General features: G+C 43.0%; 19 protein-coding genes. All 19 read left to right on the top strand.

Annotation, left to right across the window (positions count from 1 at the left end):
* The first annotated feature begins 503 nt into the window (after positions 1-503).
* The 19 genes from rfbB to OKC28_RS13330 all read left to right on the top strand — a co-directional run bounded on the left by rfbB (position 504) and on the right by OKC28_RS13330 (position 20,542).
* The gene (gene rfbB, locus OKC28_RS13245) at positions 504-1,589 is read left to right on the top strand and encodes a dTDP-glucose 4,6-dehydratase (RefSeq protein ID WP_270689637.1); all 1,086 of its coding nucleotides are present in this window, start codon (positions 504-506) and stop codon (positions 1,587-1,589) included.
* Complete coding sequence (gene rfbA / locus OKC28_RS13250; protein WP_270689639.1) at positions 1,589-2,455, top strand: glucose-1-phosphate thymidylyltransferase RfbA; 867 nt, start codon at positions 1,589-1,591, stop codon at positions 2,453-2,455. The genes rfbB and rfbA overlap by 1 nt, the downstream gene beginning before the upstream one ends.
* Before the next feature lie 2 nt (positions 2,456-2,457).
* Positions 2,458-2,868, top strand: a complete 411-nt coding sequence (locus OKC28_RS13255; protein WP_270689641.1) for a sugar 3,4-ketoisomerase — start codon at positions 2,458-2,460, stop codon at positions 2,866-2,868.
* Positions 2,855-3,370 (top strand): GNAT family N-acetyltransferase, encoded by a 516-nt coding sequence (locus OKC28_RS13260; protein WP_270689643.1) that lies wholly within the window; start codon positions 2,855-2,857, stop codon positions 3,368-3,370. The genes OKC28_RS13255 and OKC28_RS13260 overlap by 14 nt, the downstream gene beginning before the upstream one ends.
* Before the next feature lie 132 nt (positions 3,371-3,502).
* On the top strand, positions 3,503-4,606 hold the full coding sequence (locus tag OKC28_RS13265; protein ID WP_270689645.1) for a DegT/DnrJ/EryC1/StrS family aminotransferase: 1,104 nt from the start codon (positions 3,503-3,505) through the stop codon (positions 4,604-4,606).
* Positions 4,603-5,853 carry an O-antigen translocase gene (locus OKC28_RS13270; RefSeq protein WP_270689648.1) on the top strand — a complete coding sequence of 417 codons (1,251 nt, stop codon included), beginning with the start codon at positions 4,603-4,605 and terminating at the stop codon, positions 5,851-5,853. Before OKC28_RS13265 ends, OKC28_RS13270 begins: the two co-directional genes overlap by 4 nt.
* A gap of 28 nt (positions 5,854-5,881) precedes the next feature.
* Positions 5,882-7,030 (top strand): glycosyltransferase, encoded by a 1,149-nt coding sequence (locus OKC28_RS13275; protein WP_270689650.1) that lies wholly within the window; start codon positions 5,882-5,884, stop codon positions 7,028-7,030.
* Between the two features lie 79 nt (positions 7,031-7,109).
* Complete coding sequence (locus OKC28_RS23005) at positions 7,110-8,156, top strand: EpsG family protein (protein WP_442865758.1); 1,047 nt, start codon at positions 7,110-7,112, stop codon at positions 8,154-8,156.
* A gap of 19 nt (positions 8,157-8,175) precedes the next feature.
* Complete coding sequence (locus OKC28_RS13280) at positions 8,176-8,976, top strand: glycosyltransferase (protein ID WP_270689652.1); 801 nt, start codon at positions 8,176-8,178, stop codon at positions 8,974-8,976.
* Positions 8,977-10,203 carry a glycosyltransferase family 4 protein gene (locus OKC28_RS13285; RefSeq protein ID WP_270689654.1) on the top strand — a complete coding sequence of 409 codons (1,227 nt, stop codon included), beginning with the start codon at positions 8,977-8,979 and terminating at the stop codon, positions 10,201-10,203. It abuts the gene before it with no gap.
* A 32-nt stretch (positions 10,204-10,235) separates the two neighbouring features.
* On the top strand, positions 10,236-11,402 hold the full coding sequence (locus tag OKC28_RS13290; RefSeq protein ID WP_270689656.1) for a nucleotide sugar dehydrogenase: 1,167 nt from the start codon (positions 10,236-10,238) through the stop codon (positions 11,400-11,402).
* A 35-nt stretch (positions 11,403-11,437) separates the two neighbouring features.
* Positions 11,438-12,037, top strand: coding sequence for a sugar transferase (locus tag OKC28_RS13295; protein WP_270689658.1), 600 nt, complete (start codon positions 11,438-11,440; stop codon positions 12,035-12,037).
* Positions 12,030-12,647: an acetyltransferase gene (locus tag OKC28_RS13300; RefSeq protein ID WP_265432044.1), complete on the top strand. Its 618-nt coding sequence runs from the start codon at positions 12,030-12,032 to the stop codon at positions 12,645-12,647. Before OKC28_RS13295 ends, OKC28_RS13300 begins: the two co-directional genes overlap by 8 nt.
* A gap of 39 nt (positions 12,648-12,686) precedes the next feature.
* Positions 12,687-13,862 (top strand): DegT/DnrJ/EryC1/StrS family aminotransferase, encoded by a 1,176-nt coding sequence (locus OKC28_RS13305; RefSeq protein WP_087755326.1) that lies wholly within the window; start codon positions 12,687-12,689, stop codon positions 13,860-13,862.
* A 63-nt stretch (positions 13,863-13,925) separates the two neighbouring features.
* Positions 13,926-15,887 (top strand): polysaccharide biosynthesis protein, encoded by a 1,962-nt coding sequence (locus OKC28_RS13310; RefSeq protein WP_270689742.1) that lies wholly within the window; start codon positions 13,926-13,928, stop codon positions 15,885-15,887.
* Positions 15,888-15,901: 14 nt separating this feature from the next.
* Positions 15,902-16,783 carry a dTDP-4-dehydrorhamnose reductase gene (gene rfbD / locus OKC28_RS13315; protein ID WP_270689664.1) on the top strand — a complete coding sequence of 294 codons (882 nt, stop codon included), beginning with the start codon at positions 15,902-15,904 and terminating at the stop codon, positions 16,781-16,783.
* Positions 16,784-17,093: 310 nt separating this feature from the next.
* A complete protein-coding gene (rfbC, locus tag OKC28_RS13320; RefSeq protein WP_087755328.1) occupies positions 17,094-17,633 on the top strand; it encodes a dTDP-4-dehydrorhamnose 3,5-epimerase in 540 nt (179 codons plus the stop codon).
* A gap of 48 nt (positions 17,634-17,681) precedes the next feature.
* Positions 17,682-18,740: an LPS O-antigen chain length determinant protein WzzB gene (locus OKC28_RS13325; RefSeq protein ID WP_270689668.1), complete on the top strand. Its 1,059-nt coding sequence runs from the start codon at positions 17,682-17,684 to the stop codon at positions 18,738-18,740.
* Between the two features lie 161 nt (positions 18,741-18,901).
* Positions 18,902-20,542: a Wzy polymerase domain-containing protein gene (locus OKC28_RS13330; RefSeq protein ID WP_442865759.1), complete on the top strand. Its 1,641-nt coding sequence runs from the start codon at positions 18,902-18,904 to the stop codon at positions 20,540-20,542.
* The last annotated feature ends 8 nt before the right edge of the window (positions 20,543-20,550 follow it).

A 20,550-nucleotide genomic window follows, 5' to 3' on the forward strand; every position in this document is an offset into this window, starting at 1 on the left:
GTGAGTAAAAAATTCATTTTTGCGTTTAAGATCAAAGAAATAGTAACTCAACAAGCGAAAGACTAGCCGCAACTGTTCTCGCCTTATATAAGCAAAGAGCGGGAACGGAAAGAGAGTGAGCCAGGATGACGCATTAACCAGATCAAGGGTCAGATCTGACGGTGCAACAGATCGCTAAAGGCGTTACAATCCACCGCTATCGTTGAAATGGAATAACTCAATAAGATAGGTTCGAACATCAACGTCTCATCGAACCTTATTAAGCAAGTAGTTGGCAAGGGTAGTAGCCGCTACGCCACAAGCTGGAGGGCATGATGGCCAACAGCACACTCATTCTGGTTAAAATCAGCGAACTGGGAGCTGTAACTCAGGGGCGGTAGCCATTGCACTTTTCCCCTTGATAGTCAGAAATCTGCCGGTCAGACATGTTTATCCTTGTCTCCAGTCTCATTGTTGCAACTCGTTTTACCTTCATTTTTTATATTCATTTCAAGAGCATACCTATGAAAATCCTTGTCACTGGTGGCGCTGGCTTTATCGGGTCGGCGGTTGTTCGTCATATTATTCGAAACACGCAGGATGCAGTGGTCAATCTCGACAAACTCACCTATGCGGGGAATCTGGAGTCCCTGGCCGACGTGGCAACCAGTACTCGCTATGCCTTTGAACAAGTGGATATCTGCAACCGTGGTGAACTGGATCGGGTGTTTGCTCTGCATCAACCGGATGCCGTGATGCATTTGGCGGCCGAGAGCCATGTCGATCGCTCCATCACGGGGCCTGCCGATTTCATCGAAACCAATATTGTTGGCACCTATACGTTGCTGGAAGCGGCGCGCGCTTACTGGAACGAATTGAACGATACACGCAAGGCGGCTTTCCGCTTCCACCATATCTCTACCGATGAGGTGTATGGCGATCTGCCTCACCCGGATGAGGTAAATAGTGAAGAGTCGTTGCCGCTGTTTACCGAGACCACCCCCTATGCTCCGAGCAGCCCCTATTCTGCCTCCAAGGCCTCCAGCGACCATCTGGTCCGCGCCTGGCGCCGAACTTACGGCCTGCCGACCCTGGTCACCAATTGCTCCAACAACTATGGCCCCTACCACTTCCCCGAGAAGCTGATCCCGCTGGTCATTCTTAACGCGCTGGATGGCAAGCCGTTACCTGTCTATGGCAAGGGCGACCAGATCCGTGACTGGCTCTATGTGGAAGACCACGCGCGCGCGCTCTACAAGGTGGTGACCACGGGCTTGGTGGGGGAGACCTATAACATCGGCGGTCACAACGAGAAGCAGAATCTGGAGGTGGTCCACACCATCTGCGATTTGCTCGACGAGATGGTCCCCAAGGCTGGTTCTTACCGCGATCAAATTACCTATGTGGCGGATCGCCCCGGTCACGATCGCCGCTATGCCATCGACGCCAGCAAGATGAGCGCCGAGCTGAACTGGCAACCGCAAGAGACCTTCGAGTCCGGCATCCGCAAGACGGTACAGTGGTACTTGGATAATCAGCAGTGGGTTAATAATGTGAAGAGCGGAGCCTACCAATCTTGGATTGATCAGCAGTATGGGGAGAGGAAGTAATGAAAGGTATTATTCTGGCAGGTGGTTCTGGAACCCGTCTTTACCCTATCACCATGGGTGTTTCCAAGCAGTTACTTCCTGTTTATGACAAACCCATGATTTACTATCCTCTGTCAGTATTAATGTTGGCCGGCATCAGAGATATTTTGATTATTACTACCCCAGAAGATCAGACAAGTTTCCAGCGTCTATTGGGTGATGGTAGCCAGTTTGGTATTTCGCTGACTTATGCAGTACAACCAACCCCCGATGGGCTTGCCCAAGCGTTTATCATTGGTGAAGAGTTTATTAGTAACGACTCTGTCTGCTTGATATTGGGTGACAATATGTTTTGGGGGCAGGGTTTTTCGCCGATGTTGCTCGATGCCGCAGGCAGAAAGGAAGGCGCAACAGTCTTTGGCTATAAGGTTCAAGATCCTGAGCGGTTTGGTATTGTTGAATTTGATGATAAACAAAGTGTCATCTCCATTGAAGAAAAGCCTGCACAGCCTAAGTCACATTTTGCTGTTACCGGATTGTATTTCTATGATAACCAGGTTGTAGATTTTGCCAAACAGGTCGAACCCTCCAAACGAGGGGAGCTTGAGATAACCAGTATTAATCAGATGTACCTTGAGCGTAATCAGCTCAATGTTGAGCTGTTGGGACGTGGTTTTGCCTGGCTTGACAGCGGTACTCATGAGAGCTTGCTTGAGGCGTCTAATTTTGTGGCAACAATAGAGGCTCGACAAGGCTTTAAAATAGCGTGTCTCGAAGAAATTGCATTGCGTAATGGTTGGTTGAGTAGCTCTGACGTCGCCATTGTTGCACAGAGGATGGCCAAGAATGGTTACGGGCAATATCTACTGGATCTGATAAAGGATTAACAATGAGTTTGATAACGTTGATTGACCTGCCCGTGTTAGGGGATGAGCGTGGTTCGTTGGTAGCTCTTCAAAGGAATAGAAATATTCCGTTTGAAATAAAACGTGTTTACTACATTTACGGTACTCAAAAAGGTGTTGCTCGTGGTTTCCATGCCCATAAAGAGTTAAAACAAGTTGCCATTTGCTTGAGTGGCAGTTGCCGTTTTGTCATGGATGATGGAGTTCAGAAAAATGAAGTTATATTAAACTCGCCATCACAGGGCTTGTTGATTGATGTCATGCAGTGGCATGAGATGTATGATTTTAGTGAAGATTGTATATTATTGGTATTAGCTAGCGATATTTATGATGAAGCTGATTATATAAGAAGTTATAACGAATACATTAAGGGCGTATCAAATGCTAGAATCTAAAACCATTAATATGAGGTTAATAAGTGAAGATGATGCCGAGTTTATTCTGAAGTTAAGATTGGATGAAAGGTATAATAGGTTTTTGTCAGCTGTAGACGATAATGTAGATAACCAAAAGGCTTGGATAAGAAGATATAAAAAGGACGAAGAAGAACGCAAACAATTTTATTTTATTATTGAAAGAAAGGATGGGATTCCTTGTGGTACGGTCAGAATATATGACATCAAAGATGAGTCGTTTTGTTGGGGAAGCTGGATACTCAATGAAAATAAAACACGTTATTCATCTATTGAAAGTGCTTTTATGATATATGATTTTGGCTTTAATATACTTGGTTTTAATAAAAGCCATTTCGAAGTGATAAAAGATAATGTTAAAGTTGTTAGTTTTCATGAGAAGTTTGGTGCAATTAAAACAGGCGAGGATGCTGAGCATTATTACTTTGAAATTACTAAAGATGCAGTAATGAAAAGCAGGGATAAGTTTAAAGCATTGCTATAATTTAATGCTATTAAAGTCAACTCTTAATTTTACTAATATAAAGCGCTAAACTAAATTAAAACTAGAATGAAGATGCTGATGCTCGTCAGTCTCGGAGTAATTAACTTTATATTCTTCATGGATCTCTAGATTATGATTTCATTTCTTGATTTAAAATCTATTAATAGTCAATACGGAAAAGAATTAAAAGATGCTTGTGCAAGAGTGATAGATTCTGGTTGGTATATCATGGGTAGCGAGCTGGCCCAATTTGAAGTGGAGTTCGCCAACTATTGTGGTGCCAAACATGCCATCGGTGTTGCTAATGGCCTTGATGCCCTCAATCTGGTGCTGCGTGCCTGGAAAGCACTTGGAAAATTGCAAGCTGGCGATGAAGTAATAGTGCAGGCCAATACGTATATTGCATCCATATTGGCGATCACCGAAAACGATTTGGTACCTGTCTTGGTTGAGCCCAACCCGGATACTTATAACCTCGATCCCGGCGTTGTTCGTGCAGCAATAACTGCCAAGACCAAAGCAATATTGCCAGTCCATCTCTATGGTCAGCTTTCTCCCATGTCAGAGTTGATGGCGATTGCCGCTGAATCGGGTCTACTTGTATTGGAAGACTGTGCTCAGGCGCATGGTGCAGAAATTGAGGGAAAACGAGCGGGTAACTGGGGAGATGCGGCTGGTTTCAGTTTCTATCCGGGGAAAAATCTGGGGGCGCTGGGGGATGCAGGGGCTGTAACAACGAATAATGATGAGTTGGCTCAGACAATCAGGGCGCTGCGTAATTACGGGTCCCACAAGAAATATGAAAACCTGTATCAAGGGGTTAACAGCCGCTTGGACGAAATTCAGGCGGCAATGATGCGAGTGAAATTACCCTACCTGGAGAGGGAAACCGCCCGTCGCCAGCAAATTGCCCAACGTTACTGTGAAGGTATCAATAACTCACTGGTGAGATTGCCTCAGGTCACGACAGAAAGTGCTCATGTCTGGCATCTTTTTGTTGTGTGCTGTGACGAACGTGAACAGTTACAGCAGTGGCTGACCGAGCAAGGAATTCAAACTCTGATCCATTATCCTATTCCGCCTCATAAGCAACAGGCTTATCTACAGTTTCAGGATTGCCAGCTGCCATTTACCGAAAAAATTCATCGGCAAGTCCTTTCACTCCCTATGGATCCCACAATGAGCGATGAGGCCGTAACAAAGGTAATCGATGCGGTAAACGGCTTTAGAGCATGAAGCGTTTGTTAAAAGTCACAGCCATGACCGGGCTATTAACGTTGCTCAAGATGGTGATGGGATTTGTTATTGCCAAGGTAGTGGCTGTATATACCGGCCCCAGTGGCATGGCCATGCTGGGTCAAGTGCAAAGTATGGTGGGCTGCCTGAATGGCATTATAAATGCCCCGGTAGGTAGCGGGATCGTACGTTATACAGCCGAGAAGAAAGATCAGGGTTTTGAGGCGTGCGCACCTTGGTGGCGAGCTGCTTTGCAATGGGTTCTAATTATTTCTGCTGTTGCAATTCCCACTGGATTGCTAATGGCCAACCATATCGCTGATTGGCTATTTCAGGATGAGTCCCTGGCCTGGATCGTCATGGCCACTATCTGTGTATTACCCTTGTCAGCCATAGGCACGCTTTGCAACTCAGTCATTAATGGTCAGCAGCTTTATCGCCGTTATGTGGGGCTGGGTATGTTGTCAGCCCTGGTTTCAGCGGCCGTCATGTTGACCATGATCATGCTCGCCAATATCCAGGGGGCCCTGTTTGCCGCTGCGGTACAGGCTGCCTTGATTGGGCTGGTGATGTTCATCGCCAATCTGCGTCAACCTTGGTTTAGATTGCAATACTGGTGGGGTAGTTCAACGCCGGAAGCAAGAAGGTCGATCGGTGGATATATGCTGATGGCGATCACCAGTGCTTTGACTGTGCCGATATCGCTTATCTTGGTTCGTACAATTTTGATTCACCAGGTGGGGTGGGAAGCGGCAGGTCATTGGCAGGCAGTGTGGAAAATATCAGAAGTCTACCTTGGTGTGATCACCATGGCTTTGGGCACCTATTATTTACCTCGTCTTTCGTCTTTAGTCGGCGTAGATGCAATTGCCGACGAGATTAATAAGACAGCACGGATTATCATTCCTGTTGTAGCCGCGATGGCATTGTGTGTCTATTTATTACGTGATCTGGCTATATGGATTCTTTTTACTTCAGATTTCACTGCCGCACGTGATCTGTTTGCGATTCAATTGTGTGGCGATGTAATCAAGATTGCAAGTTGGTTATATGCATATCCCATGTTATCGAGAGGTAAAACTAAGATATTTATAGCATCTGAAATTTTATTCTCAATTCTATTCGTCACAGTTTCTTACCCACTTATATTTTTTGTAGGAATTAAAGGAGTTACTATATCTTATTTAGTTACTTATAGTATCTATTTCATATTCATGTATTTTAATGTTAAGAGATTAGCGCGTTAAAATTTAACCTGCTCGAGAACTCGGTCATATGAAAGTTTTATTAGTCGGAGAGTACTCCGGAGTACATACCAATCTGGCAAAAAACCTAATTTCCCAAGGACATACTGTTACAACAGTATCTGATGGTGATGGATACAAAAATTTTCCTCGGGATGTCGACCTTGCTGTATCTGAAACTGGATTTTTTAAAAGTTCAATAGTAAAAAACATTTTATACTACCTGGGTATTAAAGGAATTATATCCTATTTTAAAAAGCGAGCTGATCTTGATAAACTTAAAGGGTTTGACATTGTTCAGTTAATTAACCCTGCCCCAATAACAGCATACTCCTCAATTGCAAATTACATGCTCTTAAGGAAGCTAAAAAAAAATAACGGCAAGTTTTTCTTATGTGCTTTGGGCGATGACTATTATTGGGTCAAGCTATGTTTAAGTGGTAAGTTGAAATATAGCCCGTTAGATAAGTGCAATCTCTTGACGTGTAAAAAATATCTTTTTTCTCTAAAATACATATACGGCATTGGTTATAAACAGTTAAATGATTATGCTGTTGTAATATCAAGCAAAATAATACCTGGTTTGACTGATTATAAAAATGCGTATACTTGGTCTGACAAGGTCACAGAGATAATTGGTATTCCGATAGACCAAGAACAGCTGATACGAACAAAGAATATATATGAGACTCAGTCTTTTATACGTGAAAACAAGGTCGTCAATGTATTTCATGGCTGGCAAAAAGGTAAAGACATACGCAAAGGAAATGACATACTTGATGCTACTATGCTATCTCTGAAAGAAAAATATCCTGATAGGCTGATTTATGAAGTCGTCTCCGGTCTGCCCTATGATGAGTATATAAAGCGATTTGACTCTGCCGATATTTTTCTAGATCAGTTATATAGCTATGATCGAGGTGTAAATGCCATACTCGGTATGGCAAATGGGAAATTGGTTGTGTCAGGTTTTGAAGATTTTGTGGTAGATGATAAATTAATAACTGAGATTGGAGTTAATGGTATTGCACAAAAAAATAAATTAGAACAGGCTATGGCGATACTTATCGAAGATATGCAGCTTCGTAACAAAATAATAGAGAGATCACTTAAGTATATTTTAGAGAAACACTCCCCTAACTCAGTAACAGATCAATACATAAAAGTATGGACTGCATGATTTTTAAGTCGTTTTTAATATAGGGTGATTTGATGTGGTATATACACTGCTTCTAATTTTTTCATTGCTGTATATCTATATGTTAGAAAGTAAGGTGTCAGTAAAAAGTTTGCCTGCCTTTTTAATTCTTTATAGTCCCTTGATTTATATCATGGCCATCGTTTCATCAACTCAATATGGTGTTGGTACGGATTATTTTGAGTATAAGCTGACATATTTCGATTTAGATAGAGTAGAGCGCTTTTATAATAAGTCAGAGTATTTATTCTATTATATATTCAGATTAGTAAGATGGTCCTCGTTAGGGGATCAGGCAATTTTTTATATATCATCCATATTTAATACTTTAGTCATTTTTATTACAGTGTATAAACTTAATAAAAGATACGGATATAAAATAATTGTAGTCTTCTTTATTTTCTTTACAGTGACGAATATATTCCATAATCAAATGAATGGAATACGCCAGTATATGGCGCTAGGTTTATTCCCTCTTATTTTAATGTATCTTTATGAAAAGTCTTACATACGCTTTCTCTTATTGGGTCTGTTAGCATTTTTTCTCCATAAAACATCATTGGTATTTATTCTATTCATTCCATCATTAATCTTCTCAAGATGTTCTAAAAGATTTCAGCTATGGTCTTTTATGATAATACCATTACTATTAATGATCGGTGGTAGTCTTTTCCAGACGCTGATTACTGAGTATTTACCTATGTATCGCCACTATCTAACAAATGAATATGGTCAGAAACTACCAATATCCTCATTGTTTAGTAAACTATATTACATACCTGTGTTCATAGTCTTCTGGTTCTTGTACGTAAATGATAAGCTTGAATCCGTTGGTTTTGGTGGTTTATCTAGAGTGCTAGTTAGCGTTTGGTGCATAACATATTGGTTTTTGATCCTATATTTAGATTTCGGCTTTATGTATAGAATTGCCATGTATTTCGTTTTCTTCTATATATTCCCAATTTATTGGGTGTTGATTTATTTTTATAAAAAGGGCAATACCCCATGTGTTTTATTTTTTGTAATGTATCTACTTCTGCCATATTTATTAAAAGTCACCTTATTAGCAAAGGGTGAGTTTCTGTATTTCAATTATATTTTTAACTAATTATATAAAAGGTCAGAATGTGGATATAAAATTAACCATAGGAGTATCTACCAATACATCCAACTTAGATGGGCTTAATGATAAGTTATCTAGATATGCAGATATGATAGATCGAAGAATAGATTTCCTGGTTTCATACCAAAGTAAAGAAGCTAGAGTATATTCCTCTGATCACCCAAGAGTGACATTTACTAGGTGTGAGTCTGTAGGGTTAAGCGAAAATAGAAACACTTGTATCCATATTGCACAAGGGGAATACATTTGGTTTCAAGATGATGATATAGAAATTGACTTGGATAATATATCTTCAATACTTGCAGAGATAGTTCATGAGAATAGAGATTTATATTTTGTAAAGATTGGTTCATTAGAGGAAAAAAATGCACTTTATAAGAATTACTCTTTTTTTAAGAAGCATTCAAGTTTGAATTTCTTAAAGATTTCTTCTATCGAAATTATAGTGAAAGTAAGTTTTATTAAAGAGCATCAAATAAATTTTGATAGAAGTTTAGGATTAGGTACTCAGTTGCCTTGCTGTGAAGAAAATAAGTTCATCCTTGACTGTTTTAACCACTCTGCCAGTATCTTTTATGTGGATTGCGTCGCCTGTTACCACACCACGCTATTATCAAATAGAAATATTGACTACATGAAAAGCATGCAGGCAAAAGGATACCTCTTGTCGTTTGTGCCTCATTGGTTGGCAATAGTTTTGTTTATTAGGTGGGGGATCAGATTTTCTAAAATAAGTGAATTAAGCCTGTTTATGTGCTTTAGATTACTGTTACAGGGCTATTTTATAAGGCAGAAGGCTAGATAAATGAAAGTGTTATATTTACATCAATATTTTGCAACTCCAGAGTCTAATGGAGGAACGCGTTCATACGAGATGGCTAAGCGTTTTGTAGAAAATGGTCATCAAGTCGAGTTTATAACATCCTCTGCTTTTATGTCATCCAACTTCCATTTTCACAATGGATGGAATCAGTTGGAGTTGGATGGGATTAAACTCAATGTCTTGCATCTTGCATATTCAAATAAAGATAGTTTTTACAGCAGAATTATTAAATTCATTAATTTCTCAGTGCGTGCGACTATCAAGGCACTTGCTATTAAGTCGGATGTAGTACTGGCTACTAGCACACCCTTGACAATAGCAATACCTGCTGTCATATATTCCAAGATTAAAAAGGTACCTATGGTGTTTGAGGTCCGAGATCTCTGGCCAGAACTGCCAATAGCTGTCGGTGCAATAAAAAATCCTGTTGTTATAAAAATAGCAGAATGGTTAGAAATTTTCGCCTATAAAAATGCCAAACGTTTGGTGGGGCTATCACCAGGTATGTGCGATGGCATTATCCGAAAAGGTATTGCCCCCGAGATGGTAACGCTAGCGACGAATAGTTGCGATACTTCATTATTTGATGTTGCTAAAGAAACTGGAATTAAATACAGACTGAACAAGTTATCATTTATTAGCGATAGAAAGTTGGTGGTGTACACTGGTACATTTGGTCTGATTAATAATGTCAAATATATGGTTGATCTAGCTCTTGCATCGTTGACACAGGGAAGTGATATTTGTTTCGTAGCGATCGGTGATGGTATGCAGAAAAAAGAGATTACTGCATATGCAAAAAAGTCGGGTGTTTTAAATAAAAATTTTTATGTTCTTGATCCTGTTCCTAAAGTCGAAATAGTGAGTGTTCTTTCTGCTGCAGATATTTCATTATCCCTATTCGGTCCAATCCCGGAAATGTGGCATAATTCAGCGAATAAACTATTCGATGCACTGGCATCGAGTACTCCAATTGCGATTAATTATGGTGGCTGGCAAAAAGCGTTGATTGAAGAGAATCATTGCGGTTTAGTGCTTGATCCGCACAATGTGACGCATTCAGCATCGATGTTGCATAGTTTTCTTTATGATGAGGCAAGGTATAAGCAAGCCGAGCAAGCTTGTCGGCATCTTGCTTACAACGAATATTCACGTGATTTAATGGCTCGGCGCCTGCAAGATGCTTTGTTGGCAGCAGTTGATAACTAGTATAGTTATACTAGTCAAGTTTAGGATAGAAAATGAAAATTGCTATTGCTGGTACTGGTTATGTTGGGTTATCTAATGCAATGCTACTGGCTCAGAATCATCAGGTCATTGCCGTTGATATTATTCCAGAGCGAGTTGCTCAGTTAAACAATAAACAATCACCGATTATAGATGCAGAAATAAGTGATTTTTTAACGAATAGAGATATCAACTTCACTGCGACACTTGATAAGGTGTTGGCTTATCAAGATGCTCGCTATGTAATAATTGCAACACCAACTGACTATGATCCTGATACAAATTATTTTAATACATCTTCCGTTGAAACTGTTATTAAGGACGTGTTGGCAATAAATCCGAATGCCATCATGGTTATAAAATCTACAGTGCCGGTTGGCTATACCGCAAAAATAAAAAATGAATTGAATTGTGAAAATATATTTTTCTCACCAGAATTCTTACGAGAAGGCCGAGCCCTTTATGATAACTTGCATCCATCTCGTATTATCGTTGGCGAACGAAGTGAGCGGGCTAAGGTCTTCGCAAGTTTATTAGTTCAAGGTGCTGTCAAAGATAATATCCAAGTTCTATTCACCGACTCGACAGAAGCTGAGGCCGTAAAGTTATTTTCAAATACTTATCTTGCAATGAGAGTCGCTTATTTTAATGAGTTAGATACTTATGCAGAAACTCATGGCCTGGATACGCGCCAGATCATTGAGGGCGTATGTCTAGACCCACGTATTGGAAATCATTACAATAATCCTTCATTTGGTTATGGTGGTTATTGTCTGCCCAAAGATACCAAGCAGCTGCGTGCTAATTATGCAGATATACCTAATTGTATAATCGGAGCAATTGTCGAGTCCAACACAACACGTAAAAACTTTGTTGCAGAGTCAATATTAAAGCGTAATCCAAAAACTGTGGGTATTTATCGCCTGATAATGAAAGCTGGTTCAGACAACTTCCGTGCATCTAGCATTCAAGGTATTATGAAACGGTTGAAAGCGAAAGGAATAGAAGTTGTTGTATATGAGCCATCGCTACAAGATACGCAGTTTTATCGCTCACGAGTTGTAACCAGTCTTGCTGAATTCAAAAATATAGCTGACGTTATCATATCAAATCGTATGTCTAAAGAGCTCATCGATGTTGCTAGTAAAGTCTACACCCGTGACTTGTTTGGTAATGATTAACATAGACTGAACTGTATAATAAATAGTTGGTTTAGATGATGAAAAGATGCTTTGATTTTTTAATTTCTCTTGTGGCTTTGCTTGTTTTTTTACCAATTATGGTCCTGATTGCATGGAGAATTCGTAAAAATCTAGGCTCACCAGTTATTTTCCAGCAAATTAGGCCTGGTCTACATGGTAAGCCATTTAAGATGGTTAAATTCCGGACGATGAAAGATGCAACAGACTCGCAAGGCAACCCATTACCTGATGTCGAACGAATGACCGCGTTTGGCAACAAGTTACGTACCTCTAGCTTGGATGAGTTACCCGAGCTGTGGAACGTATTAAAAGGTGAGATGAGTTTGGTAGGTCCACGCCCGTTGCTGATGCAATATTTACCACTATATAATCTAGAGCAGGCTCGCCGCCATGAAGTACGCCCTGGTGTAACTGGCTGGGCGCAGATTAATGGTAGAAATGCGATTAGTTGGCAGGATAAGTTTAAACTTGATGTATGGTATGTAGATAACTATTCGTTATGGTTGGATATTAAAATATTATTTCTTACTGTGAAGAAGGTTTTTATAAAAGAAGGCATTACAGCTGAAGGTCATGCAACGATTAAACCTTTTGAAGGTAATCCCAATGACTAAGTGTGCAATTCTAGGTGCAAGTGGCCATGGTAAAGTCATTGCTGAGATAGCTGAACTTAATAACTTTAATGAGATTCACTTCTTTGATGATCGCTGGCCACAATTGACCCAACTTGCTCATTGGTCGGTTTTTGGTAATTCAGATGTTCTGCTAAAATCGGCTCATCGTTATGACTTGGTTGTGGTTGCTATCGGTCATAATGCTACCCGTGTAAATAAATTACGGCAGTTACAGAAAATAGGAGCAATTATTAGCCCACTAGTTCATCCGAATGCAGTAGTGAGTCGTTATGCCAGCTTGGGAGCAGGCACGGTTGTAATGGCGAATACAGTAGTGAATCCATTTGCTTCTGTAGGTGAGGCTTGTATTCTAAATACTGCAGCCTGTATCGAACATGACTGTGTGCTGGCAGATGGGGTGCATATTAGCCCAGGTGCTAAGTTGGCCGGAGGTGTGAATATTGGACTACAAACTTGGGTTGGTATCGGTGCACAAATCAAACAATTAGTTTCGGTTGGTGATGAGGTGGTAGTGGGAGCTGGCGCTACTGTTATTCGCGATGTGCCACATCATCAAATTGTGGTCGGTACACCTGCCAGAGCTATATAATATTTAGGTTTTCTACTCTACTAGTATTAAGGGCATTCTGTGTTAAATACTCAATTTTCTCCCTGGCCTTCTTTTACGCAGCAAGAGGCCGATGCTGTTAGCCAAGTTATTTTATCAAATAAAGTTAACTACTGGACCGGCAATGAATGCCGCGAGTTTGAGAAAGAATTTTCAAACTGGGTCGGTACTGATTATTCGGTTGCATTAGCCAATGGCACTTTAGCATTAGATGTAGCATTAAAGGCTCTTGGCGTTGGTATAGGAGATGATGTCGTAGTAACTCCGCGCACTTTTTTGGCATCTGTATCATCAGTGATTACTGCCGGAGCTAATCCGATATTTGCTGACGTTGATCTCAATAGTCAGAATATCACCGCTGATTCAATTCGTTCTGTGTTAACGCCAAATACTAAAGCTGTGATCGTAGTGCATTTGGCCGGCATGCCGGCCGATATGGACCCAATTATGGCATTGGCGGCAGAGCAAGGATTTTATGTGATTGAGGATTGTGCTCAGGCTCATGGTGCAAAATATAAAGGACGCTCAGTGGGGTCGCTTGGTCATGTCGGAGCCTGGTCATTCTGTCAGGATAAAATCATGACGACTGGTGGTGAGGGGGGCATGGTGACAACCAATGATAAAACTCTGTGGCAAGCCATGTGGTCATATAAAGATCACGGCAAGAGTTATGACTCGGTTTATCACAAGCAACATGCACCAGGTTTTCGTTGGGTACATGATAGTTTTGGTACTAATTGGCGGATGATGGAGATGCAGGCCACAATTGGTAGAATTCAACTCAAGCGTATAGGCGATTGGACTGCAAAGCGTATTGCCAATGCCGCCAAGCTGGATTCGGTGGCAATTAATTACTCAGCACTACGCGTAGTCACCGTCCCTGATGACATAGTGCATGCAGAATATAAGCATTACTTTTTTGTTAAGTCAGAGCATCTTGCAAGCGGTTGGAGTCGCGACCGCTTAGTTGAGGAAATTTCTGCCCGGGGAGTACCTTGCTATCAGGGAAGTTGTTCAGAAGTGTATTTGGAAGCGGCCTTTGATGGAACACCATGGCGCCCAGAAACACGTCTCATCAACGCTAAACTATTGGGTGAAACTAGTATGATGATGCTGGTGCATCCAACCCTCACTGATGATGAGATGCAAAAATCCTGTGACGTATTGGCAGAGGTATTATCGCTAGCCTCATGCTAAGTGATAATGATTAGTGGTGTTAATAATGAATGTTATCGCCATTTTTAAACACAAGGTAATATGATGCTAGCCATGTTTCTTGGTATTCCCCGTATCTATAAACGGGTAGTCAGCGTACTTGCTGATACTGTCCTAATATCACTGGCTTTTTGGGGCGGATATTGGGTGAGGTTAGATGCTGGAATTCCCATACAAAGCTATTCTCATTGGCAGTTACTGGCATTATTACTGCCAGTAACCATCATTATTTTTATTCGATTAGGGCTTTATCGTGCGGTCTTGCGTTACGTAGGATTTAAGGTGTTATGGACTGTATCGCTAGGTGTATTTATTTCCACAATGGCACTGGTGATGCTAGCTTTCTTCATGGAAGTACAATTACCAAGGACTGTATCTGTTATTTATTTTTCCTTTGCAATATTGCTAGTCGGGGGAATAAGATTATTCTTCAGAGCCTTGGTCAATCGTGGTCAACACCAACGCACAGCCGTACTTATTTATGGTGCTGGTGCTTCTGGTCGGCAGTTGCAGGTGGCATTAAACCAGGGTAAGGAGTTTTTTCCAGTCGCATTCATCGATGATGATCCTGCATTACGGAAGATGATGATCCAGGGCATTAATGTCTACAGTCCAGATTTGGTCGGCCAGTTGATCTCCCAGTTTGATATTAAAAAAGTTTTGCTTGCAATGCCAAGCGCCTCTCGAGCCGTACGCCAGAATGTAATCCAGCGCTTGGAGCATTTTCCTTGTGAAGTATTGTCCATACCAGGGATGGTCGATCTGGTCGCGGGGCATGCACACATTGATGAGCTGAAAGAGGTATCGATTGAGGATCTATTGGGTCGAGATGCGGTTGATCCTATCCCTGAGTTGATCAATGCGAATATTGCAGGCAAACGGGTTATGGTTACCGGTGCTGGTGGGTCTATTGGTTCAGAGCTTTGTCGCCAAATTATTTGGTGTAAGCCTGTTCAATTGGTATTGTTTGAGCTATCCGAGTATGGTTTATACGCGATAGATAAAGAACTAAATGAACTCTGTCGCACTGAAGGCTTGCAAGTTGAGATAGTACCCTTACTTGGATCTGTACAGCGCCAGCATCGTTTGCAAGCAGTGATGAGTAGTTTCAATATACAGACAGTTTACCATACCGCAGCGTATAAACATGTACCTATGGTTGAATATAACGTAGTGGAAGGCGTGCGTAATAATGTGTTTGGCACACTTTATTGTGCTCAGGCGGCTATTCGCGCTCAGGTTGAGACTTTTGTGTTGATTTCTACTGATAAAGCTGTGCGCCCTACCAATACAATGGGAACAACCAAACGCTTGGCCGAGTTGGTTCTGCAAGCGTTATCTGATGTTCAAAATAAAACTCGATTTTGTATGGTGCGTTTTGGTAATGTTCTGGGATCTTCTGGATCTGTGGTGCCATTGTTTCGTAAACAAATTAAAGACGGTGGACCATTAACAGTTACACATCCTGATATTACTCGTTATTTTATGACGATTCCCGAAGCGTCTCAGCTCGTGATTCAATCGGGAGCTATGGGAAGCGGCGGTGATGTTTTTGTCCTAGATATGGGCAAGCCTGTCAAGATTCTCGATTTAGCTCATAGAATGGTTAGATTGAGTGGCTTGATGCTTAAAAGCGAAAATAATTTAGACGGTGATATTGAGATAAAAATAACAGGTTTGCGTCCAGGTGAAAAACTATATGAGGAGCTACTGATTGGTGAGCAAGTTGAGGGGACTGCCCATCCACGGATTATGAAGGCATCTGAGCAGATGGTGCCTTGGCCTGAGTTGCGTGCTTTCTTAGTAAAACTTGATGATGCTTGCCATCATTTCGATCATGAGCAAATTAGAAATCTGTTGTTAAGCGTTCCTGCTGGTTTTAGTCCAACTGATGGTATTTGTGATCTTGTCTGGAAGGCTAGGGGGGAGAAAAAAGGTGATCCTTTTATTGCTACTGCTGACGAAATTAACTTTCTAAATTCAGAAACGAATTTATCTGTGCATTAGTCAGAGAGGTTTTTTTGAACTTTGACGAGATCTTGTTATTAGGTGAAAATGGGCAGTTGGGGTGTTCGTTTATTGAACTCGCTAATGCTAAGTCAAAGAGATTTTTGCATTATCCAGCTACAGGGAAATATTATCTAGGTAATGACTCCCTGAGTACATTGATAGCCTCTACTCTCCCTCGGGTAATCATCAACGCTGCTGCTTATACCAACGTTGAGTCGGCAGAAAAGGAGCCTGAAAAAGCTTTTTTTGTTAACTTCGATAGCGTTGCTCATTTGGCTGGGTTGGCTAAGCGATATAATGCACTTTTAGTACATTTTTCTAGCGACTATGTATTTGATGGCAGTGGCATACGACCATGGCATGAGAGTGATCAGCCTAGCCCTTTAAATATTTATGGTCAGAGTAAATGGCTCGGTGAGCAGGCGATTATTACCAGCGGTTGTCGCTATTTGATTATTCGTACTAGTTGGTTACATAGCCCTTGGCGGAATAATTTTATCAAGACTATGTTGCAGTTGGGGCATACTAAGACTGAATTAGTCGTGGTTTGTGATCAAGTTGGCGCTCCGACTTCTACAGTTATGTTAGCAGATATGGTCTTGTTGGCTATCGAGCAGGTGTTGACGAATCCACTGCTGGCTGGCGTTTATCATATCGCTGCCACAGGTGGCGTCAGTTGGTTTGACTATGCCCGTTTTATTTTTAGTGAGGCGAAAGATTTAGGGCTGGTAGACAGAGTACCTAACTTAATCTCGGTGACCAGTGATAATTATTTGAGTCAGGTATCTCGCCCACTAAACTCTCGTCTTGATACAACAAAGTTTTGTCACGCCTATGGTGTGCAGTTACCAGATTGGCGCAAAGGTGTTCTGGAAACGTTAAACCGGTTGTAGTGAGTTGTTATTATCATTCCTATGCAAAGCGACTAATTATGTGGATAATTATAATTTATATCAGTCTGCTAGTTTAGCTCTGCGCCAGTCGCTCTTTTGATAAGGGGGAACTACTCCATTAATTAAGTTAAATTCAAGTTTTAAAGTCACTTGAATGTAAATGTTTTTGCGAAGCGTTTTGAGAATTTGCATTTTTATAAAATTGCTGATATTTTAATCTTGGTGATAATGTCATATTTTTATGATACAACCCTTTTAGTTATCTTGAAAATAAATAGTTGTAGTTTTTACATCCATTTTAGGTATCCAGATGCAATACCGCACTACTGATTTGGCTGATGTGATAATCCTAACACCACGTATATACAGAGATAAGCGTGGGGAATTCATGGAGTGTTTTCGTCAGAGTGAATTTGAACTGTATTGTGGGGAGCACAAGTTTGTACAAGACAATTTAAGTCGTTCATTCGGTGGGACCTTGCGAGGTTTGCATTACCAGCAGCGTTATCCACAGGGAAAGTTGGTGCAGGTAATGACGGGCACCATTTTCGATGTTGCAGTAGATATCAGGGTTGGCTCTCCTACTTATGGCACTTGGGTGGGGCATATATTGAGTGCTGACCAAGGGGAGCTGATGTGGATCCCCCCTGGCTTTGCCCATGGTTTCTATGTGATGAGCGAGATGGCGGATGTTTTTTACAAGTGTACCGATTATTATCAGCCTGGCGATGAGCATTGTATCCGCTGGGATTCTTCCTTATTGGCAATAAATTGGCCACTGTCGGATAAGTACCCTCTGTTTTTGTCTGATAAGGATAGTCAGGCGGCAGATTTAGTCATCATGGTATGAGCTTGGATAAGACATCAGTCCTTTGAGTTTTAATGGAAGAGATAACAAATGAAAAAGAGAACTCCAGATGTGCCGGCGCAGTGGGTGCAGTCCACTGGTTCTGATGAGATTGATTTGCGTGAGTTGATCTTGGTGTTGTGGCGCCAGAAGCTGTTGATCCTCTTGGTCGCAGGTGTGTTTGCCATCGCCGGGATTGCCTACGCACTATTGGCCCCGCAGACCTGGTCAGCCAATGCTGTGATCCAGGCACCCGAGAATAAAGATCTTCTCCCCATGTTGCGTGTGGCCAGTCAAGCCAAGTTGTTGGGAGTCACAGGTTTTCCTGATAAGAGCACCTTGTATAACGAGTTCGTGCGTGAGTTCAACGCTTATGAGAATCGCCGTGAGTTTTTGAAAAACAGTGAGCTATTCAAGAATTATATTGAAACAGCTCAACTGGATGAGAAGGGACAGCGTAGATGGATACGTGACTGGGCAAATTTTATTTCTGCTGAGGCCGTTGATAAAAAAGGAGAGAGGCCTGGCGTGACTTTGACAGTGAGTGCCGATACGTCCGGTAACGCACTGAAGATGCTGGAAAGCTACATTCGTTTCATCTCAACTAAGCAGCAACAACGTTTGGTCAGCGAGTTGGCTGATCAGCAATCGATAAAACTTGATGTGCTGATGGCGAATTTAAAGCTCACAACTGAAGATGCTGAACGAGCACTCAAGCGTGAAATTAGCGGAACGGCACTAACAATCTCTATTGCCAAAGCTGCTGGCGTTTCCCAGCCCCTTGAGAATTATAATAATAGGGAGCGCTTTCCTATCACCTTGGGTACCAAAGGGTTGGAAGAAAAACTGAAGGTGCTCAAGACTATAGATTTGGATACTTATCAGCCGAAACTTGTCGATCTGCAGACTCGGATCGAGCGTCTGAAAAGGGTGAAACTTGATGACATCAGCTTCAGACCTTTCTCGTATCTTGATGCGCCGGAAGAACCCCTGTCACGGGATAAACCCAAGCGCGCCATGATAGTGGTATTGGCCACTTTGCTCGGTGGCATGCTGGGCATCGGCATCGTGCTGGTACGCCATGCTTTCCGTCGGCCTGAACAGGCATAATGTTTACCAAGTAAGTAACGGGGGCTTTGCCCCCTTTCTTTTTTGGGGTTGGTGATTGTGTTCAAAAGAATGAAAGCAAGGGGTCAGGGCCGATGAGGATGACAACAAGGGTCTTTGGGCTGGTCAGCGTGCTGTATTGGCTTCTGGCCATGCATTTTTTCATGCACAACCCCGGTGGTGCCGGGCTCTATCTGCCATTCAATGCCTGGGGCTGGGTCTTTGCCAGCCTAGTCATCGGCCTGGGGTTGTGGCAGGTCACCTTGCAACAGCGGTTGATATTCTCGTCTTTGCAGGGCTGGCTATGGTTTGGTGGATTCCTGTTGTTGCTACCCATGGCGTATCCCGGTTTTGAACTCAAGGACTATGCCATTCCACGACTGCTGGGGTTGTTTGCCGGTCTGCTGTTTCTGTTTTGTCTGTACCAATGGCAACTGGCTCGTCAGGCCCGTGATCAGTTGCTCTATCTGTTGTTGGGGGCGGTAGCGATAGAGGCCTTGCTCGGGCTGGTGCAGTATTACCTGCTGACCCCGGGCAACTGGCTCGGTTATGACACTCGGGCCAATCGCCCTTATGGCATCTTCCAGCAGCCCAATGTGATGGCGACCTTTATGGCGACCGGACTTTCCCTCGCTATCTGGCTTGAGCTGCGCGGCAATGCCAATGTCTGGCTACGAGGGCTGCGTTATGGGGTGATCCTGGCAGCCAGCGTGCTGCTGGTGGTGTTGCAATCCCGTGTGGGGCAGCTGGGGGGGGTGGTGACGTTTATCCTGCTTGTGCCACAGTTGCATCGTCAACGTTTGTTGGTACGAATGCTCGGTCTGGTCTTACTGGGGATCGCTGTCGGGCTGGCTTCCCAGTATTGGGTGTCTGGTGTCAATCGGGGGATGAGTGTATATCTCTCTGGCGGTGCCCGTTCCGATATCTGGCCTTTTAGTTTGCATTTACTCCTTCAAAACTGGCTACTTGGTGTTGGGTATGGCGGGTTTGAAGCTACCTTTTTTCACGCCTACACCGCGGCTCTGCAAGTAGATCCAAATGTTGGAATGGCCATTTACAACCTCGATCACCCCCACAACGAGTTTCTCTACTGGGCGGTGGAAGGGGGGCTGGCCCCCATGATCGGCATGGTGCTGATGGGCGGTGCTCTGCTGTGGCGGCTTGCCAGGGCGGGCTGGGTCAAGGGGGCGGCGCTGCTGGCACTGGTGACCCCCATACTGCTGCACACCCAGACCGAATATCCGCTCTATCACGCCATCGCTCTGTGGTGGGCTCTGCTGCTGCTGATCCATGTGCTGGATGCGGAAGTGGAGGAGGGGATGCAGACAGCCAGCTGGCATGAATATGTCTATCGCCCCTGGTTGCTGCTGCGCTTCCTGGCTATCGCCATCCCTGTGCTGGTTGTGCCCTTCATGCTCACTGCCATTCATACCGCCTGGGTGGTGACCAAGTACGAGCGCGGCGGTTACAAGGATCCAACCCTGCTGCTCGATGTCGTCAACCCCATGGCCTGGTTGACCCGGGTGGAGTTTGACGTGAACTCGGTGCGGTTGATGGTGGGCTTGCAGACTGATAACAAGGCTGAGCTGGAAGCCTATCTCGACTGGGGTCAGGCATTTGTACGCCATACCCCCAGAGCCAATATTTACGCGAATATGGTGATCGCACTCGGTGCGCTTGGGCGACAAGAGGAAGCGCAGGCGCTACGAACGCAAGCCCTGATGCTCTATCCGGGTGATCCCTTGCTAACTGGCTCGGCCGCCAAATCCGTTGCCACTGCGCTGGAGGGTAAACCCTCCTCCTGATGCCGGCG

Origin of the sequence: Aeromonas sp. D3 (assembly GCF_027705025.1) — a bacterium.
Taxonomy (GTDB): domain Bacteria; phylum Pseudomonadota; class Gammaproteobacteria; order Enterobacterales; family Aeromonadaceae; genus Aeromonas; species Aeromonas salmonicida.